Here is a 19817-nt window from a genome sequence, read left to right as displayed (position 1 = left end):
ATTAGGGCAATATCACGGAATTAAAGGTGCTACTTTTTATTCGAGTGTTTCTTTCTGTATTCACGAATTAGTTTTCGTCTAAAATCTTCTTCAGCACGAATCAATTTCAGCGTCTTTTTAGCCGTAATTTTTTTGCTGATATTGGCATAGAACTTTTTATCTAACTCTTCCTCTTTCTCTTCAAATTCAAGATAATCATTTAAAAGATTGCTGGCTTCTTTTTCAGAATAGGTGTCAGCATCTTTCATTTTATTCTTTAACTTCTCTAGCCCATTTTTTCGGAGTGAATATCGCTCTTTTTCATAAGCATTGTACACAGGCCAAAAAGCTTCAGCTTCTGTAGTTGTTAGTTCTAATTGCTCTGTGAAATAGGCAACTTTAAGTGATTTTATTTTATCCCAATCTTTTTTTTGTGCATAAAAAGCAGTGGTGATAAACAGAAATACTATTACGGTTAAGTTTTTTAAGCTATTCATCTGTTTCTAGATTTAATTCTTCTAAATAATCAATATTATCATCGAGGTAATCAATGATATGGTCATCATTAAGTTGGTTGTCTAGTATATCACTTATATCTAACTCATCGAATGACATTACTTCGGCAAGTTCATATGAAGATAACTCCATATCGTTGTTTTCAAAGTAACTTTCTATGTCTGACGCAGCTAATTCTTCAAATGTTGGACTGCTTTCCGTCTCAAAATTGAGTCCAAAAAACAAAATGAATGCCGCCGCTACGGCTGCTGCTGCGAAATAATATTTTCTATACGGATTTAATTGTATAACCTTAGTTTCTTCCTTTTCAAGGTCAAGCTTCCGTAAAATATTCTCTTGTAAACCATCAAAATAACCTTCGGGCGCAATAAAACCATCACCTTTAGGTAATACAGACTGCTCTTCAGTAATTTTACTGAGCAACTTACCCGTAAGATTTTCGAAGTAATCTTCTGGGGTTTTAAATCCGTTATTGTTATTTGATGCTTTCATCTTATTCTTTGACTATCAAATTGTTAAAAGGTTTAATCTTCTTTTAAAAAATTCTCTAATTTTTTTACTGCTATGTGATATGATGCTTTTAATCCACCTACCGAAGTATCTAATACCTTCGATATTTCTTCATACTTCATCTCATCAAAATACTTCATGTTAAATACTAATTTTTGCTTTTCAGGTAAAGTAGCAATGGCTTGTTGTAATTTGAGTTGAATTTCACTTCCTTCAAAATAAACATCTGCCTGTAAATTCTGAGCCATGCGATTATGGAGTTCCTCATTGTTGACACCTAATTTTCGTGCTTTGGTTTTCATAAAACTCAAAGATTCATTAGTGGCAATACGATACATCCACGAATACAATTGACTATCACCTTTAAAACCATCTATGTTCTTAAATACCTTAATAAAAGTATTTTGTAAAACATCGTCAGCATCATCATGATTTAACACAATCCTACGTATATGCCAATATAAACGCTCTTTATAAGTATTTATAAGCACTTCAAAAGCTTTAGATTGCGTATCCGCTTGCTTTAATTGAGCTACTAAGTCTTCCTCTGCAACCAATATTTAATTCTTGTGTTTAGTTATTAGACCTCAATAGTAGTAAAAGGTTTAATTTGATATCTAATAATGTAATTATTATTAAAAAAGAAAGTTGATATAATGCTATTACCCTAAGGATTGCATCTCTACCAATTTCTTATACGTGCCATTTTTTGCCAAAAGTTCTTCATGCGAGCCTTGTTCTACTATTTCACCTTTTTGTAAAACAACAATATTGTTTGCTTTTTGTATGGTAGATAGGCGATGGGCTATGACTATTGAAGTTCTATTCCGCATCATTTTTTCTAATGCATCTTGAACCAATCGCTCGCTTTCAGTGTCTAATGCTGAGGTAGCTTCATCTAAAATCATGATTGGTGGATTCTTTAAAACGGCGCGAGCAATAGACAATCGCTGTTTTTGACCACCGCTAAGTTTATTGCCACTATCGCCAATATTAGTGTGATAGCCTTCTGGTAATTCCGAAATAAACTCATGTGCATTGGCAATTTTAGCGGCCTCGGTTATTTCTTCAATTGAAGCGTTTTCGTTGCCTAGTGAGATATTCTTTGCAACAGTATCATTAAAAAGAATAGAATCTTGGGTTACTAAGCCTAACAGACTTCGTAACGATTGCTTCGTCATGTCCTTAATGTCAACACCATCAATTTTAATTTCTCCCTCATTTACATCATAAAAACGGGTAACTAAATTTGCAATAGTACTTTTACCACTACCAGATTGCCCAACTAATGCAACGGTTTCTCCCTTTGGGACCTGCAGGTTGAATTCTTTTAATACATATTCATCTTCATATTTAAATGAAATGTTTTTTAGTTCGATTCCTTTGTCGAAACTAGATTTTATAATGGCATCCGGTGTATCGCTAATCGGATTTTCAGTTTCTAATATTTCTAAAACACGTTCTGCAGCCGCATTCCCTCTTTTAACTCCGTATGATGCTTTACTTATCGATTTTGCTGGAGTTAAAATGTTATAGGCTAAACCCATATAGGCAATAAAAGAGGAGGCATCTAAGGTTTTGTCAACCAAGACCATTTTACCTCCAAACCACAATAAAACTCCTATAACGAGGATACCCAAGAACTCACCCGTTGGGGAGGCTAGATTCTGTCGGTTTAAAAGTTTGTTACTGAAATCGAAAAAACGTTGTGTTGAATTTGAAAACGTTTTATAAAAACGCGATTCGGAATTAAAAGCTTTTACCACACGCAACCCAGCGAGGGTTTCTTCTACAATGGATAAAAATTGTCCTTGTTCTTTTTGAACATTATCTGATTTCTTTTTTAGTGATTTTCCTATGCGAGAAATAATTGCCCCTGCAACTGGAATAAAAATAAAAACGAATAATGTTAATTTAGCACTAATACCAAACATGATAATAATCGTAAACAATATGGTTAAAGGTTCACGGACAATTAATTCTAATATAGAAAGAAATGAATGCTGAATTTCTAAAACATCTGAAGTTATACGGGCAATAACATCACCTTTCTTCTTTTCAGAATAATAAGAAATTGGTAATTCGGTAATTTTACTAAACATTTTATTTCTAATGTCTTTTAAAACCCCGTTGCGTAAAAAGGTTATAAAGTACATGGCTAAATAGTTAAAGAAATTCTTCAACAAGAATAGTATTAAAACCAGACCAATGACTAATACAAGGCCTTTCATATCATCATTACCAGAATATGCAGTAACACGATAACTAATATATTCTTGTAAATAATCTTTAATGTGGGCCATACCCTCATAGACAGGCTCTGTTAACACCTTTTTTTCGGGTGTAAAAAGTACATCTAACATGGGTATTAGTGCCGCAAAAGAGAGTGCACTAAATAGTGCGTATAATACGTTAAAGAAAATATTTAGATAGCCATAAGTGCTATAAGGTTTCGCAAAGCGAAGGATTTTTTTAAAATAGTCCATTAACCGAGGTTAAGTTCACTCAGAATACGTTCAATTTTACCATTTATCTCTGTTGTAACTGTAGCAAAATCATCAGCATTGTCTAAAACAGTGTTGGTGCTAATGTAAAATTTCACTTTTGGCTCTGTTCCACTTGGTCTTGCGGCCACACGTGTACCATCTTCAGTTTCATAAATTAAAACATTGGATTTTGGTATGTTAATGGCTTTCTCTTCTCCAGAGATGATGTTAGTAGCAATAGATGTGTTGTAATCTTCTATCCATTTTACTTTTGAACCAGCAACAGATTCAACCGGATTTTCTTTAAAGTCGATTAACATTTGCTTTATTTCTTCTGCTCCTGTAATTCCCTTTCTAGTTAATGAAACCAAATGTTCTTTGTAATAACCATAATCAACATAACAATCGATTAAATCTTTGTAAAAAGAACTGCCATTTGCTTTTGCCTGGGCTGCAATTTCACAAGCTAGTAGGGTAGAAGTTACCGCATCTTTGTCACGAACAAAATCGCCTACCATGTATCCGAAACTTTCTTCACCACCACCTAAAAAGTTAGACTCTGGGAAGTCTTTTATCATTTTTCCAATCCATTTAAAACCCGTTAGTGCAGTTTTGAATTCAACACCATACGCTTTCGCCATGGCTTCCATCATCGGAGTAGAAACAATTGTAGTTGCAACAAACTCGTTGCCCTTAAATCCTTTTTGCTTCTGTTTTTCTAAAAGGAATTTTGTCATCAAAATCATGGCCTGGTTGCCATTAACGATTTCCATTTTACCTTCTAAATTTCTAACTGCAATACCTAAACGGTCACTATCAGGATCGGTACCTACGACCATATCAGCACCAATTTCTTCCGCTTTAGCAACGGCCATTGAAAGCGCTTCTGGTTCTTCTGGGTTTGGAGATTTAACCGTTGGAAAGCTTCCATCTGGTTTTGCCTGTTCTTCAATTACAGTCACATTTTTGTATCCTGCTCGTTTTAATACTTCCGGAATTGCTGTTATAGAAGTACCATGTAATGATGTGAAGACAATTTTAAAATCATCTTTACCAGCAGCATTAAAACTTCCGTTAGCTACAGAAGCTTCCATAAATGCTTCGTCAACTTCTTTATCTATTAATTCTATTAGGTTATCATCCCCATTAAAATTAATGTCTTCAAAATTTAATCCGTTTATTTCCGAAATAATCTCACCATCTTGTGGTGGTACTATTTGGCCACCATCGGTCCAATAAACTTTATAACCATTATACTCTGGTGGATTGTGTGATGCTGTTAAAACAATTCCAGCATGACATTTTAAATGACGAACCGCAAAAGACAATTCTGGTGTGGTTCGTAATTCAGAAAAAAGAAAAACTTTAATGCCGTTTGCAGCAAATACCTCGGCAACTGTTCTTGCTAAAGTGTCGCTATTATGACGGCAATCATAAGCGATTACTACTTGTAAAGCCTCACCTGCATAGGTTTTTTTTAGATAATTACTAAGGCCTTGTGTGCTTTTACCTAAAGTATATTTGTTAATACGGTTGGTGCCAACACCCATTAAACCACGCATGCCACCAGTACCGAATTCCATATTTTTATGAAAACGGTCTTTTAGTTCGTCGGTATCATTATCTATTAAATTTTGAACTTCAGCTTTTACATCAGTATCAAAAATATCAGTTAGCCAGCTTTTGGCAGTAATAATAAAGTCTTCCATAGTTAATTGCTAATTTCTATTTTAAAAATACGAAGATTACTCTTCTTTTTGGGTGCTTTGGTCTAACTTTTCAGAAATATTGTAGCGCGACTCGTTTTTTCGAGAACGTATAATTATCTCCCCAATAAAGCCTGCAAGAAATAGTTGCGACCCCATTAACATTGCAGTTAATGCGATGTAAAACTGCGGTCTGTCTGTTATTAATCGACCTGTTTTATTGATAAATACCTTATCTATTCCTAAATAAGCTGCAAAGCCAAAACCAATTACAAACATTAGAACGCCAAATGCTCCGAAAAGGTGCATAGGACGCTTACCAAATTTTGAAACAAACCAAATTGTAATTAAATCTAGAAAGCCGTTTATAAATCTACTCATACCAAATTTTGTATTACCATATTTTCTGGCCTGATGCTGCACAACTTTTTCTCCAATATTAGAATAGCCAGCATTTTTTGCCAAAACAGGAATGTAGCGGTGCATTTCGCCCGACACCTCAATATTTTTAACAACCGCTTTATTGTACGCTTTTAATCCACAATTAAAATCGTGTAATTTTACGCCTGATGTCTTACCTGCGGCCCAATTGAACAATTTTGAAGGCAGGTTTTTAGCGATAAGCGAATCGTAACGTTTTTTCTTCCAGCCCGATACCAAGTCGAAACCTTCGTTTTTTATCATGGCATATAATTCTGGAATTTCTTCCGGGTTATCTTGCAGATCAGCATCCATAGTGATAATAACCTCACCTTTTGCAGCTGCAAAACCAGCGTGTAATGCCTGCGATTTGCCAAAATTTCGTAAAAAACGTATGCCCTTTACATTTGAATCCTGCTCAGACAGCTCTTTTATTATGTTCCAAGAACTATCGGTGCTACCATCATCTATAAATAAAATTTCATATGAAAAATGATTGGTCTGCATTACGCGAACGATCCAATCATGTAATTCTTTGAGAGATTCCTCTTCGTTTAGTAAGGGAATTACTATCGATAAATTCATTTGATACCTTTGAAAAGCATTTCAAAAGTACGAATATTAATTATTTGGGTCGGTTTTTTTCATAATTGCACCTACAATTGCACCAATAATTAGTCCGAAAATAACATTAACAACAATACCTAAAGGGTATGTCAACCATGCGAAACTCTTTTGAATTTCTACACCTTGCTGCCATTGTTCATCAGTCATCTGTGGATTTTGAGCCATTGCTTGTACTTTTGCTATTTCCATAGCTTTGTCCATAAAATCTGGTTCAATAACATTTGTTAATAAGGCATACCAGATTAAGCTTAGAATAGCAGAAACAACACCAATTCCAGCACCAAGTTTTACGGCATCAACGATCTTAAGATACCCAAGATTGGCTTTTTTAAATTGTGAAACTGCCAATACCACTGCTGCAATCATTAAAACTACACCTACAATGCGCACTGCCCAGCCTTGGTCATAATGCATTTCCATGGAGTATAATAGAACATTAAAGATTACACTTGCAGCCCCTAATAACAGGCCATAGGTCCAAGAAAATTTTCCGATATTTGGTTGATTGACGTTCATTTTAATATAGTTTTTAGGTTTGTTTGGTTAGTAACAGGTTTGGTTAGAATGTTACATTTAAAGATACATTATTTTTAAAGCTATTAGCTGATTAGTTTTTTTGGATAAAATAATTGTGATATCGCAAAAAATAAGTAAATTTGCAGCCTTAAAATGAGTGCCTGTCGGAATGGGTGCGTAAAATTTTAAAAGAATGAAAAAAGATATACACCCAGAAAGTTATAGAGTAGTAGCATTTAAAGACATGTCTAACGAAGATGTTTTTTTAACTAAATCTACTGCAGAAACTAAAGAAACATTAGAAGTTGATGGCGTTGAATACCCATTAGTGAAATTGGAAATTTCAAGAACTTCACATCCATTTTACACTGGTAAAGCCAAATTGGTGGATACAGCTGGTAGAATTGATAAATTCAAAAACAAATACAACAAATTTAAGAAAGCACCAGCTGCAGCTGCCAAAGAAGCACCTAAAACTGATGCTGATAAAGAATAAATTAATTTTATTTTTTCAAATTATAGCGACGCCTCCGATTATTCGGGGGCGTTTTTTGTATATTTTTGTTGAAAATTGCTAACCATGAACTACATTCTCTTCGATGGTACCGTTCGAGACAATTTACTCCCCTTCACCTATACCAGACCTGTTGCCGATATTCGTATCGGAATATTAACTATTCGTGAGAAATGGGAAAAATATCTTGGGAATACCACCACTACAATTACTGAAGAATACCTCTCTGAAAAGTACCCGATGGTGGAAATGTCAGAGAATGTGCTGATTAATTCTTCTTTTTTGCCCAACAAGGTACTGGTAGAGAAGATAGAGGACTTACAGGAAAACCAGGCTATTTTTTATGGGGAAGAGGTGGTTGCTTTTTTTACTACTGATACCCAAGATGAGGTAGATTTCACTACTTATGAGCAGTTAGAATTTGAAGGGGATGTTCTTAGAATTGAGCATACATGGGATATTTTCTCAAAAAATGGGGAAGCTTTACAAGCAGATTTCGACCTCATTACGGCAGATCGTAAAAGTCAACCTATTTCGGATACCAATAGACTAATCAATCCGGATAATATCTTTTTAGAAGAAGGTGCTAGTGTAGAGTTTTGCATTTTAAATGCTACCGATGGTCCAATTTATATTGGAGAAAACGCTCAAGTTTGGGAAGGTGCACTTATCCGTGGTGCTTTTGCTTTGTGCAATAATGCTACCGTTAAAATGGGAGGTAAAATGTATGGAGCAACTACGGTTGGTCCGTATTCTAAAGTAGCTGGGGAAGTTAGTAACGCTGTTGTTTTTGGCTATTCTAGTAAAGGTCACGAAGGATATTTGGGCAATGCCGTACTTGGCGAATGGTGTAATATTGGTGCGGATAGTAATAATTCTAATTTGAAAAATAACTACGCTAAAGTTCGAATTTGGAACTATGCCACAGAAAAATTTGAACAAACAGGATTGCAGTTTTGTGGACTTATGATGGGCGACCACAGTAAAACAGCTATTAATACCATGCTGAATACAGGTACGGTAGTTGGTGTGAATGTAAATATTTATGTACCTGGATTTCCTCGGAATTTTATTCCAAGTTTTAGTTGGGGTGGGGCATCAGGATTTTCTACCTATATGCCCAAAAAAGCTTTTGAAGCAGCGGAAGTAATGATGGCGCGTAGGGGTGTGAAGTTTGATAATCAAGAAGCTCGAATTTTAGAACATGTCTTTGAACTCACGAAAAAGTGGCGGAAGTATTAAAATTAGTAATCAATAATAGAATTTGTGAAAAAGAAAATCGCATTTTACACATTAGGTTGTAAACTTAACTTCTCCGAAACTTCTACCATTGCTAGAGGTTTCCAAGATGATGGTTACGAACGTGTTGATTTTAGTGATAAAGCAGACATGTATGTAATTAATACCTGTTCTGTCACCGAAAATGCAGATAAGCGTTTTAAAACCATTGTAAAACAAGCGCAAAAGGTCAATCCTGAGGCTTTTGTTGCTGCTATTGGTTGTTATGCTCAATTAAAACCAGAAGAATTGGCTGCTGTTGACGGTGTGGATTTAGTACTCGGTGCTAGTGAAAAATTTAAGATTGCCGATTATGTGAATGACCTTTCTAAAAATGAAGAAGGTCAAGTGCATTCTTGTGAAATTGAGGAAGCTGATTTTTATGTTGGCAGTTATGCTATAGGGGATCGTACACGGGCTTTTTTAAAGGTACAAGATGGTTGTGATTATAAATGTACGTATTGTACCATACCATTGGCTCGAGGGATTTCGCGAAGTGATACCCTAGAGAATGTTTTAAAAAATGCTGCAGAAATTTCTGCCAAAGGAATTAAAGAAATTGTGCTTACCGGAGTAAATATTGGGGATTACGGCAAAGGTGAGTTTGGTAATAAAAAACACGAACATACTTTTTTAGAGCTTGTACAGGCATTAGACAGGGTGGTGGGTATACATAGATTGCGAATTTCTTCCATTGAGCCCAATCTTTTAAAAAATGAAACCATCGATTTTGTTGCCCAAAGCAATTCTTTTGTGCCTCATTTTCATATTCCTTTACAAAGTGGTAGCGATGCTATTCTAAAACTTATGAAAAGGCGTTATATGAGTGCTTTGTATACCGACCGTGTTAATCGTATTAAGCAAACGATGCCAGATGCTTGTATTGGAGTAGATGTTATTGTTGGATTTCCGGGGGAGACTGAAGAACACTTTTTAGAAACCTATCATTTTCTTAATGAACTTGATATTTCTTATTTGCATGTGTTTACCTATTCTGAGCGAGATAATACGCTTGCAGCCGATATGGTAGATGTAGTGCCTAAAAATGTACGAAGTAAGCGGAGTAAGATGTTGCGGGGCTTATCGGTAAAAAAAAGACGTGCTTTTTATGAAAGTCAGTTGGGAACTAGGAGAACTGTACTCTTTGAAGGCGAAAATAAAGAAGGCTATATTTATGGTTTTACTGAGAATTATGTAAAAGTTAAAGCACCTTGGAACCCTGCTTTAGTAAATACACTACATCAAATAGAATTAAAGGAAATAGATATTGACGGTAGCGTACGATTTAAGTTTGTGGATGTTTCTGTTGAAATCTGAGGAAACATAATTAAATAGCAAAGAAGCACTTAAATAAAGCATATAAAAAAACTCGTTTAGGAAGCTAAACGAGTTTTTTTAATGTTGTCATACAAAGGTTAGATTCTTATACCTACAGGTAACATTTCTTTGTACTGTCTGTGTTTTCTAACAAATCCTGCAATTTGTGGACTTGTTGGTACCACTCTCAAGTTTTGATCTTGTATGTGGTGTAATACGGCCTTAATGAAATTCTCTTTGAAACCTTCTGCGGTAATTCCCTCAGGGATGACTAATTTCGTCAAAAATACTTTTCTTTCTTGAGAAGAATATTCGATCTTTGCTAGATGGCCATCATTTTTGGTTTCAAATTGGCGCAAGAAACTGTTGTCATTAATTTCCATTTCATTCATATAGTTTGATTTTAATTGGTCTCTTAGAAAAAAAATTACGCTGTTCTATAGGCGTAATTCCAATAAATCGGTCAAACTTCTTAAAATAAGAGTTGAAATATGGCCGAAAGTCAAAAGTATAAAAAAATAAGCTATTTTCCTATAAAAAAGTTCATTTGATGACGGATAGAGGCAACATAACTCATATTTATTTCGTACCTGGCCTCGCAGCTAGTACTTCTATTTTTGAGTATCTGAAATTACCGGAGGCGCATTTTGAAACGCATTTGTTAAAATGGTTTGTGCCCAGTCCAAATATGAGCTTAGCGGAATATGCGGCAGAAATGAATCGGCATGTTTTACATGAAAATGTGGTATTAGTTGGGGTTTCTTTTGGTGGTATTTTAGTTCAGGAAATGGCTAAGTTAAAAGCAGTAAAAAAAGTTGTAATTATTTCGAGTGTTAAATCGAGTGAAGAGCTGCCCAACAAAATGCGATTTGCCAGTTTTACACATGCGCACAAATTATTACCTACCAGTTTAGTTAGTAATGTGGAGTTAATTGCGAAGTATGCTTTTGGGGAAACTGTTACCAAGCGATTAGAGTTGTACGAGAAATACCTCGATGTTAGGGATGAAACCTATTTAAATTGGGCAATAGACAAAATGGTAAACTGGCGACAGGAAATGCCTCTAAAGAATCTTGTGCATATACATGGCGATAAAGATCCGGTATTTCCATTCGAAAGAATTAAAAATTGTATTCCTGTTAAAAATGGGACGCACACTATGATTATTCATAGGGCAAAATGGTTTAATGAACACTTAGCAACAATTATTTTGCAATAAGTGAGTTGTAATATTACCTTTGAGTAACTCCAAAATTTACCAAAATGAAGCTATTGAAGAATATATTAATGGGATTAGGTCTTGTTTTAGTGGTGAGCACCCTAATATTCGCCATACAAGATAAAACGATTGTAGCTGTACAATCTACCGATTTAGCTAATGATAGCGATAAAAGCGTGGCTAAAGAATATAGAATTACATCTATTGAAATACCTGAAGATTTAAACTTTGCAGGAGAAAAAGTACCGCAGGATGATCCAGAGATTTTGGAACGCATAGACCGCGAGTTCTTGGTAAATACCTATTGGCAATCAAATGCCGTACTTTTAATAAAAAGAGCGCATAAGTATTTTCCAATTATAGAGCCGATTTTGGCTAAAAATGGTATTCCAGATGATTTTAAATATTTGGCTGTAGCTGAAAGTGGTTTAACCAATGTAGTTTCTCATGCTGGAGCAACAGGATTCTGGCAAATTATGAAAGGTACTGGACGTGAATACGGATTGGAAGTAAATTCCAATGTAGATGAACGCTACAATTTGGTGAAATCTACGGAGGTAGCTTGTAAGTATTTAAACCGATGGAAAAAGAAGTATGGAAATTGGACTCTTACTGCTGCTGCTTACAATGCGGGCCCTGGAGCTATAAATAAATATTTAGGAGCTCAACAGGTAAATGATTATTACGATTTACTTTTGGGTCAGGAAACAGGAAGATATGTTTTTAGAATAATGGCCATAAAAGAGATTCTTTCGAACCCTGAAAAATATGGCTTTGATATTCAGAAAGAAGATTTATATGTGAATGTTCCAACTTTTGAAGTTGAAATTGACGCTCCAATATTTAGTATTACTGATTTCGCACAACAGTATGAAATCAACTATAAAGTGCTTAAACGTCACAATCCATGGTTGCGTGAACCGCACTTGAACAATAAATCAGGTAAAAAATATACTATTCAAATTCCAAACAAAGGGTATTATCGTGAATCAAAGTAATGTGGGGATTTCTAAATGAATATTGGCCGTTTCTATTATTAACGTACTATTTATTTGTTTTATTTTTTGCTGTCCTTTTGATTCTTAAGAATAAGAATCCCATTAAAACCTTTTCTTTTCTTTTTACACTGCTGGTATTACCAGGCTTAGGTCTTCTAGTTTATTACTTATTTGGCCAAGACTATCGGAAATCAAAAATATTTGAGAAAAAGTATCTTTTAGACAATGCCAAAATTAAAGAATGGCGTAAGCAATTTCATTTAGATCAAGAGGAACAAGAAGATTTTGAAGAAAAATACGGTGAAGGTATCTTTAAAATCTATCGGCTTTTAAAAAATAATGAGAAGGCAATTTTAACTTTTGACAATAAAGCTGAAATTCTAATTAATGGGGAGGAAAAGTTTAAACGGTTACGAGAAGATTTAAGGGCCGCACGAAATCATATTCACATTGAATATTTTGTAATATTTAGCGACATACTTGGCTCAGAGCTTATTGATATACTTTGTGCAAAAGCACAGGAGGGCGTTAATGTACGGGTAGTATATGATGATGTTGGGAGTTCTATCACTTCAAAAGTCAAAAGGAAAATGACCGAAAGTGGTATACAGCATTTTGCCTTTATGCCTGTTTTATTCTCCAATACTACCAGTAAATTAAATTATCGTGATCATCGAAAAATAGTGGTTATCGATGGTGAAATTGGTTATGTAGGCGGTATTAATATTGACAAAAAATATGATAACACCTATGATAATGAGCGGTTTTGGAGAGATACGCACCTAAGAATTAGTGGGGGAGCAGTAGGGTCGCTTCAAGCTACTTTTTTATTGAGCTGGAATTTTGTGTCCAAATCAGAACTGTTAATTGATGATAAATTATTCCCAGCTAGTAATTCAGAAAATGTAAATAGTATAGCAATTCAAATTGCAGCTAGTGGCCCGGATACCGATTGGGCGAATATTATGGAAGCCATGTTTTGTGCTATAAATACCGCTGCAGAGCGGGTTTATATTACTACACCTTACTTTATGCCTAACGATTCCATAATGACGGCTTTAACTACTGCAGCGCGTAGTGGAATAGATGTTCGTGTTATTTTACCTTATGACTCTGATTCTTGGGCTGCCCAATACGCTTCAGATTCTTATATAGCACATTGTTTAGAGTCAGGAATTCGTATTTTTAGATATACAAAAGGGTTTGTGCATGCTAAAACGATGATTATGGATGAATCCATGTCGATTGTAGGAACAGCAAATCTCGATTATAGAAGTTTTACTCTCAACTTTGAGGTGAATGCACTTATCTACGATGAAGCTATAAATAAAAAGATGTCCGCTATATTTCTAAACGATTTAAACGACTGTGATGAAGTTGATTTAGAACGTTGGGAAAATAGAGGATTGCTACGAAAACTAAAAGAATCTTTCAGCAGGTTATTAGCTCCGCTACTTTAGATTTTCTTCATTTGCTGTTGCATCATTTTAATTTGTTCTGTAAGCATATTGTTTTTGTCAAGCCTTTTCGCTTCTTGAAGTAGGGTAGTGGCCTCACGTTTTCTTCTTTTCTGCATCGCTATTCCTGCTAAACTTAATTTGGCCATAGCTATGTCATAATCCATGGTAAGTCCCAATTTTAGTGCTTTTCTAAAATACTTCTCTGCGGTAGTTAAGTTTTTTTGCGAGTAAATAATACCATGTAAATAATTGAAATAACCTTGCTGTTTGGTTATTAGCGCGGCTTCTGGATTCTTAATTTTAGTTAGCCATTTCTCTGTTCCTTCTAAATCTTGCTTTCGCATGCGTAAAAAGGCCAACAAAATAATTTCATTTCTAAAATATAGAAAAATAAAAATTCCAGATAGGAGTATCAAAGCAATGCCATTGCCAATATTTCCTTCTATAAATTGATAGACTGCGTATGCTATTATTAAGGCTGCAATAACCAGCTTTAAGTTTTTGTTGAACATATTATTCTTTAATTAATTCGTAAGTGATTGTTGATTTAATAGTTGTTGGTATTTTCTGGTCAGCCATTTGTACCATGGTTGAACTTCCTTTTGATTCACCTTCTACCGTCATTTTAATAATAAACCCTGTAGTAATGTCCGTTATTACAGTACTACTCTGACTTCCAGTTAGGTTCATGGTTAAGGCAGGTTCTTCAATTTTCATAATTACATCTGCAAGCCCTGAAATACTTGCATTAGCATTGGTTAGTTCATTTAATGTCCAAGTGTTTTTTGCATTTAGTTTACCTGCGAATTCATTTTGCCATGAATCTCCGATAGTAACGGCATCATTGGAATAGATATACGTCATTTGCTCATAGCTATTGGAAAGTGCTTCTGAACCAAATTCCTTTTCTAATGACTTTTTCATCATATTTAAGGTGAATTCATCTTCAATGCCTGCATTGGCCACCATATTGTCTACTAATTTATCACCCCCAGAAACCTCAATTATTTTTCCGTTTTTGGAAAGTATAATGTTTACAGGGTTTCCGAGAAGACTGTTGAACATTTTTGATTGCATATCGTCTTCAGATACCTCTTTAGCACGAACATTCATTATTTCTCCCTGTATACTTGAGTTCATTGTCATATTAAGGTCTTCGAAGGATAATTCAATGGCATAACCATTTTCATTTATTTCAACGACCTTAAATTGTAATAAACCATCGATTAAATTAGTTAAAACATGGCTGGCACCGTCTAGCTCCTGTGTAATCATTTGCTCAGCCTCTTGTTTAATCATAAACATTTGGCCTTGTTTAAGATTATATTCTAGGGTTGTTTGTGCAAATGTTGCAGTAGATGCCAAAAAACAACACAATATAAATAGTAGCTTTTTCATTATAATTTTACTGCCAAAAATAGATTCTTGCAAAAGTAATAAAAAGCGACTCGGGGGAACTATTCAATATTTAAAAAATATTTTTTTATATAGGCTTGGAGAAGAAAAAAGTCTTTGTATATTTGCACCCGGATTTTACCAAGGTAGGATTCTTAATAAAAGTAGCAAAAAATGAAAAGAACATATCAGCCATCAAAAAGAAAACGTAAAAATAAGCACGGCTTTAGAGAGCGTATGGCATCAGTTAATGGTAGAAAAGTTTTAGCCAGAAGAAGAGCTAAGGGAAGAAAGAAACTTACCGTATCATCTGAATTACGACATAAAAAATAATGATTGTATTTTTTTATAATATTGAAGTGTTACTTTTTTAGAAGTAGCACTTTTTTTTTGCTCAAATTTCAGAAAACTTGTTAATCAACTAGTATCCTAAATAAAGAAGTATCAGAATGCCTAAAAGAGAAGATTTAAACACTATTTTAATTATTGGTTCAGGACCTATTGTTATTGGTCAAGCATGTGAATTTGACTATTCAGGTTCGCAATCTTTACGATCTTTGCGTGAAGACGGAATAAAAACTGTATTGATTAACAGTAACCCGGCTACCATTATGACCGATCCATCTATGGCGGATCATGTTTATTTGAAACCACTTACCACAAAATCTATAATTGAAATTTTAAAAGAACATCCAGAAATTGATGCAGTATTGCCTACAATGGGTGGTCAAACAGCTTTAAATTTATGTATTGAAGCGGATGAAAAAGGAATTTGGGAAGATTTTGATGTTAAACTTATCGGTGTTGATATTGCTGCCATTAATATTACAGAAGATCGAGAGAAATTTCGTGAGTTAATGCTTAAAATAGGTGTGCCAATGGCACCCCAAGCTACTGCTACATCGTTTCTAAAAGGAAAGGAAATTGCTCAAGAATTTGGTTTCCCATTAGTAATTAGAGCATCTTATACTTTGGGTGGTGCAGGTGCTGCTATCGTTTATAAGCAAGAAGATTTTGATGAACTTTTAAGTCGTGGTTTGGAAATCTCTCCTATTCATGAGGTGATGATTGATAAAGCCATGATGGGATGGAAAGAATATGAATTAGAGCTCTTACGTGATAAAAATGATAATGTAGTTATTATCTGTACCATTGAAAATATGGATCCAATGGGGATACATACTGGAGATTCAATTACTGTTGCTCCGGCAATGACCTTATCTGACAGAACTTTCCAGAAAATGCGTGATATGTCCATTCATATGATGCGAAGTATTGGCGATTTTGAAGGAGGTTGCAATGTGCAGTTTGCTGTTAGTCCGGATGATAAAGAAGATATTATTGCTATTGAAATTAACCCAAGGGTATCGCGTTCATCAGCATTAGCATCCAAAGCAACAGGATATCCTATTGCAAAAATAGCGACGAAGCTGGCTATAGGCTATTCACTTGATGAGTTGGATAATCAGATTACTAAATCTACTTCGGCCTTATTTGAGCCTACTTTAGATTATGTGATTGTAAAAATTCCACGTTGGAACTTTGATAAGTTTGAAGGTTCGGATAGAACTTTAGGACTTCAGATGAAAGCCGTTGGTGAAGTTATGGGTATTGGGCGTTCGTTTCAAGAGGCCTTACATAAAGCTACACAATCTTTAGAAATTAAAAGAAATGGCTTAGGTGCAGATGGAAAGGGCTATAGAAATTACGATGAAATTATAAGTAAACTAACGATACCTAGTTGGGATCGTGTGTTTGTTATCTATGATGCAATACAAATGGGTATTCCGTTAAGTCGCATTCATGATATTACAAAAATTGATATGTGGTTCTTAAGGCAATATGAAGAATTACATTATTTAGAAAAGGAAATTTCTACCTATACCGTGGATACCTTATCCAGAGAGTTAATGCTTGAAGCTAAGCAAAAAGGGTTTGCGGATCGCCAAATAGCTCATATGTTAGATTGCTATGAAAGCGAGGTACATGAGAAAAGAGTAGAAATGAACATTAATCGAGTCTTTAAATTGGTGGACACTTGTGCTGCTGAGTTTAAAGCGATGACTCCGTATTACTATTCTACTTTTGAAGCTGAAATTGAAACACCAGATGGTGAACGTTATGTAGAAAATGATAGTAAGGTTACAGACCGAAAGAAGGTTGTCGTATTGGGTTCTGGACCAAACCGAATTGGACAGGGAATAGAATTTGACTATTGCTGTGTTCATGGGGTACTTGCGGCGGCAGAGTGTGGTTATGAAACTATAATGATTAACTGTAACCCAGAAACAGTTTCAACTGATTTTGATACCGCAGATAAACTTTATTTCGAACCTGTATTTTGGGAACACATTTATGATATAATAAAACACGAAAAACCGGAAGGGGTAATTGTACAGTTAGGTGGGCAAACTGCCTTAAAACTAGCTGAAAAATTATCTAAATACGGAATTAAAATATTAGGTACCAGCTTTGAAGCATTAGATTTAGCGGAGGATCGTGGTAGTTTTTCTGAATTATTAGTAGAAAACGATATTCCTTTTCCAAGATTTGGTGTTGCAGAATCTGCCGATGAAGCCTTAGTGTTAGCCGATGAATTAGATTTCCCATTATTAGTGAGACCTTCTTATGTATTAGGTGGTCAGGGAATGAAAATTGTTATTAATAAAGAAGAATTGGAGGAGCATGTTGTTGACTTGCTTCGCAAGATTCCGAATAATAAATTATTGTTAGACCATTATTTAGATGGTGCTATTGAAGCCGAGGCCGATGCAATCTGTGATGGAGAAGATGTCTACATTATTGGAATAATGGAACATATTGAACCTTGTGGTGTGCATTCTGGTGATTCTAATGCAACTTTGCCACCTTTTAACTTGGGTGAGTTTGTAATGCAACAAATTAAAGATCATACTAAAAAAATTGCACTAGCATTAAATACAGTTGGTTTAATAAATATTCAGTTTGCAATTAAAGACGATACTGTTTATATAATTGAAGCAAACCCACGTGCATCTCGTACAGTTCCTTTTATAGCAAAAGCTTATAAAGAACCGTATGTAAATTATGCTACCAAGGTAATGTTGGGTGAGAAAAAGGTGAAAGACTTTAAATTTGATCCACAATTAGAAGGTTATGCAATTAAACAACCTGTATTCTCATTTAATAAATTTCCGAATGTGAATAAGAATCTAGGACCAGAAATGAAGAGTACTGGTGAGAGTATCTTATTTATTGATAGTTTAAAGGATGACGCTTTTTATAACCTATATGCAAGACGGAAGATGTATTTGAGTAAGTAATTGATACTACTTTAAGAGTCAAAACCATCCTAGTTTTAGGATGGTTTTTTTAGTTAAACCAAACAGCGTATTTTTTTCTTCTTAATTCTAAGGCAAGTATTTTTTCCATTTTAAGTGCCTGGGCACGAGTTGGCATAGGGTCTATATGATTGTATAGACTTGGTCTTAAATAAGCACCGTATTTGCGCACAATACTAGAAGATAAATTGTGTCCTTTTTTACTTAAACTGCCTTTTTTATGTTGTTCAAAACGTTCCTTGGGTGACTTACTTGTCATGCCTACATATAAACATTCCAGTACACCATTAAATTGTGGGTTCGCTTCCCTGAACTTTCTGTTATCGGTATATACTCTTTTTGAAAGTTCTACTACATAAACACGATATTCTGTTTTTGGCATGTATTAGAATTGCGTATTATACTGTTCTGGAAATTGAATCGGAATTTTATCATCTGATTCTCCTAAATTTTGAAGCATATCAATTTCAATGCCTCTCGCTATGGTTGAAATGGGAACATCGTTGGCAGTGCCTTCAAAAGGATTTTCACCAGTTCTTCCTATTCTTTCCATGGTATGAAATACCCATGCCACTATAACGTAAAAAGGAATTGTCAACCAAACAAATAAATTGCCAATTAATGGATAGGTATCTTCTAATTCAACACCAATTTCTGCAAATTGCGGAACAAGTGCTAAGGGTAAAAGCAAAACAAAAATCCACATAAAAAAGTGATTCAATGTTGCGAATTGTCTTGGATAAGGAAAATTTTTAATCCGTTCACTTTGTCCTTGCAGCGTAAATAGTTCTTGAAGAATTGCTTCTAACTCTAAAAATGAAAATTCCCATAAAACACCTTCTTCTTTTAGCTTTTTTAGGTGATGAGATTGAAGATATAATAAGGCAGTGGACTTATTTCCTTTTGCCATAACGTAGTCAAAATCTGTTTTCGATATGTGCGATTTTATATCATCCCCAATACTTGAATCGAATTCAGGTGGTCGCAAACTAAATTCTTGATTGGTTTTATGCTTGGCAGTAGTTTCCCAAGGTTTAGGTAAACGCATGGTATGTCTTAAGGCTGTTATCCATGCAATATGGCGATAGGTTAATTTTTTAATTTCACTTTTTAATTGTTCATCACTAACTGGATTTTTGGCGTACTCATTGCTAATCATATCTTGCAAAAACATTCCCAATGTTCTTGAAGTATTTACAATACCTCCCCAAATTTTTCGCGCCTCCCAAATTCTTCCATAAGCTGAATTATTTTGAAATCCTATTACGAAAGCTACGGCAGTACCTATTAGGGCTAGCGGTGTCCAAGGAATTTTCATCCATGTTAGATTAAAAAAATAATATCCCGAAACCCAAGCTATAATAATTATAAAAAATGCAATCGTTTCATATCTTGTCCACTTGGCTAATTGTGGTACCGTAAATATTTTTTTAGTATACATAATTATTATTTAGTGTTGATATTTGTTCTAATGCTCTTTAGTATGTTCTATAATAAAATCGACAATTGGTTTAGGATTTTCTAAACTATGTGGATGATGCCCTACATCTTCTTTT

20 protein-coding genes are annotated in these 19817 nt (G+C 34.7%); 8 read left to right on the top strand and 12 right to left on the bottom strand.

Annotated elements, in window-relative coordinates; genetic code table 11:
* Positions 1 to 29: 29 nt before the first annotated feature.
* From ABJF52_RS11470 to ABJF52_RS11440, 7 genes are all read right to left on the bottom strand, one after another.
* Positions 30 to 476 carry a hypothetical protein gene (locus ABJF52_RS11470; RefSeq protein ID WP_348150154.1) on the bottom strand — a complete coding sequence of 149 codons (447 nt, stop codon included), beginning with the start codon at positions 474 to 476 and terminating at the stop codon, positions 30 to 32.
* On the bottom strand, positions 469 to 987 hold the full coding sequence (locus ABJF52_RS11465) for a hypothetical protein (RefSeq protein ID WP_348150152.1): 519 nt from the start codon (positions 985 to 987) through the stop codon (positions 469 to 471). The genes ABJF52_RS11470 and ABJF52_RS11465 overlap by 8 nt, the downstream gene beginning before the upstream one ends.
* 32 nt (positions 988 to 1019) lie before the next feature.
* The gene (locus ABJF52_RS11460; protein ID WP_348150150.1) at positions 1020 to 1562 is read right to left on the bottom strand and encodes an RNA polymerase sigma factor; all 543 of its coding nucleotides are present in this window, start codon (positions 1560 to 1562) and stop codon (positions 1020 to 1022) included.
* A gap of 105 nt (positions 1563 to 1667) precedes the next feature.
* Positions 1668 to 3491, bottom strand: coding sequence for an ABC transporter ATP-binding protein (locus ABJF52_RS11455; protein WP_348150148.1), 1824 nt, complete (start codon positions 3489 to 3491; stop codon positions 1668 to 1670).
* A complete protein-coding gene (locus ABJF52_RS11450) occupies positions 3491 to 5200 on the bottom strand; it encodes a phospho-sugar mutase (RefSeq protein ID WP_348150146.1) in 1710 nt (569 codons plus the stop codon). Before ABJF52_RS11450 ends, ABJF52_RS11455 begins: the two co-directional genes overlap by 1 nt.
* 36 nt (positions 5201 to 5236) lie before the next feature.
* Entirely contained in the window at positions 5237 to 6202 is a 966-nt protein-coding gene (locus tag ABJF52_RS11445) for a glycosyltransferase family 2 protein (protein WP_348150144.1), read from the bottom strand.
* 36 nt (positions 6203 to 6238) lie between these two features.
* Positions 6239 to 6760 (bottom strand): DUF4199 domain-containing protein, encoded by a 522-nt coding sequence (locus ABJF52_RS11440; protein ID WP_348150142.1) that lies wholly within the window; start codon positions 6758 to 6760, stop codon positions 6239 to 6241.
* Positions 6761 to 6953: 193 nt separating this feature from the next.
* Between ABJF52_RS11440 and ABJF52_RS11435 the strand changes: the two genes are divergently transcribed.
* The 3 genes from ABJF52_RS11435 to mtaB all read left to right on the top strand — a co-directional run bounded on the left by ABJF52_RS11435 (position 6954) and on the right by mtaB (position 9869).
* Complete coding sequence (locus ABJF52_RS11435; RefSeq protein ID WP_348150140.1) at positions 6954 to 7256, top strand: type B 50S ribosomal protein L31; 303 nt, start codon at positions 6954 to 6956, stop codon at positions 7254 to 7256.
* An 84-nt stretch (positions 7257 to 7340) separates the two neighbouring features.
* Positions 7341 to 8516, top strand: a complete 1176-nt coding sequence (locus ABJF52_RS11430; RefSeq protein WP_348150138.1) for a GlmU family protein — start codon at positions 7341 to 7343, stop codon at positions 8514 to 8516.
* A 24-nt stretch (positions 8517 to 8540) separates the two neighbouring features.
* Positions 8541 to 9869, top strand: coding sequence for a tRNA (N(6)-L-threonylcarbamoyladenosine(37)-C(2))-methylthiotransferase MtaB (gene mtaB, locus ABJF52_RS11425; RefSeq protein WP_348150136.1), 1329 nt, complete (start codon positions 8541 to 8543; stop codon positions 9867 to 9869).
* A 98-nt stretch (positions 9870 to 9967) separates the two neighbouring features.
* Here mtaB and ABJF52_RS11420 read toward each other — a convergent pair whose 3' ends face one another.
* Entirely contained in the window at positions 9968 to 10261 is a 294-nt protein-coding gene (locus ABJF52_RS11420; RefSeq protein ID WP_348150134.1) for a GNAT family N-acetyltransferase, read from the bottom strand.
* Positions 10262 to 10419: 158 nt separating this feature from the next.
* On the opposite strand from ABJF52_RS11420, the gene ABJF52_RS11415 reads away from it, so the two are divergent.
* From ABJF52_RS11415 to cls, 3 genes are read left to right on the top strand one after another with little or no spacing between them, the layout of a single operon-like run.
* The gene (locus ABJF52_RS11415; RefSeq protein ID WP_348150132.1) at positions 10420 to 11088 is read left to right on the top strand and encodes an alpha/beta fold hydrolase; all 669 of its coding nucleotides are present in this window, start codon (positions 10420 to 10422) and stop codon (positions 11086 to 11088) included.
* A gap of 44 nt (positions 11089 to 11132) precedes the next feature.
* On the top strand, positions 11133 to 12086 hold the full coding sequence (locus tag ABJF52_RS11410; RefSeq protein ID WP_348150131.1) for a lytic transglycosylase domain-containing protein: 954 nt from the start codon (positions 11133 to 11135) through the stop codon (positions 12084 to 12086).
* Entirely contained in the window at positions 12086 to 13546 is a 1461-nt protein-coding gene (cls, locus tag ABJF52_RS11405; protein WP_348150129.1) for a cardiolipin synthase, read from the top strand. The genes ABJF52_RS11410 and cls overlap by 1 nt, the downstream gene beginning before the upstream one ends.
* Here the strand turns inward: cls and ABJF52_RS11400 are convergent.
* Both ABJF52_RS11400 and ABJF52_RS11395 read right to left on the bottom strand, forming a co-directional pair.
* Complete coding sequence (locus ABJF52_RS11400; RefSeq protein WP_348150127.1) at positions 13543 to 14058, bottom strand: DUF2892 domain-containing protein; 516 nt, start codon at positions 14056 to 14058, stop codon at positions 13543 to 13545. The genes cls and ABJF52_RS11400 overlap by 4 nt on opposite strands.
* 1 nt (position 14059) lies before the next feature.
* Entirely contained in the window at positions 14060 to 14944 is an 885-nt protein-coding gene (locus ABJF52_RS11395) for a DUF6263 family protein (protein ID WP_348150125.1), read from the bottom strand.
* Positions 14945 to 15115: 171 nt separating this feature from the next.
* On the opposite strand from ABJF52_RS11395, the gene rpmH reads away from it, so the two are divergent.
* Together rpmH and carB are read left to right on the top strand one after the other, a co-directional pair.
* A complete protein-coding gene (gene rpmH / locus ABJF52_RS11390; protein WP_153755057.1) occupies positions 15116 to 15274 on the top strand; it encodes a 50S ribosomal protein L34 in 159 nt (52 codons plus the stop codon).
* Positions 15275 to 15390: 116 nt separating this feature from the next.
* Positions 15391 to 18243 (top strand): carbamoyl-phosphate synthase large subunit, encoded by a 2853-nt coding sequence (carB, locus tag ABJF52_RS11385; RefSeq protein WP_348150123.1) that lies wholly within the window; start codon positions 15391 to 15393, stop codon positions 18241 to 18243.
* A gap of 49 nt (positions 18244 to 18292) precedes the next feature.
* On the opposite strand, the gene ABJF52_RS11380 is transcribed toward carB, so the two are convergent.
* Both ABJF52_RS11380 and ABJF52_RS11375 read right to left on the bottom strand, forming a co-directional pair.
* Complete coding sequence (locus tag ABJF52_RS11380) at positions 18293 to 18643, bottom strand: ribose-5-phosphate isomerase (protein WP_348150121.1); 351 nt, start codon at positions 18641 to 18643, stop codon at positions 18293 to 18295.
* Positions 18644 to 18646: 3 nt separating this feature from the next.
* Positions 18647 to 19702 carry a bestrophin family ion channel gene (locus ABJF52_RS11375; RefSeq protein WP_348150119.1) on the bottom strand — a complete coding sequence of 352 codons (1056 nt, stop codon included), beginning with the start codon at positions 19700 to 19702 and terminating at the stop codon, positions 18647 to 18649.
* Positions 19703 to 19817 lie beyond the last annotated feature (115 nt).

The organism is Aurantibacter sp. (assembly GCF_039941195.1).
Classification (GTDB): Bacteria; Bacteroidota; Bacteroidia; order Flavobacteriales; family Flavobacteriaceae; genus Aurantibacter_A.
The sequence above is the reverse complement of the archived record's forward strand: the minus strand, read 5'-3'. Positions and strand labels throughout refer to the sequence as shown.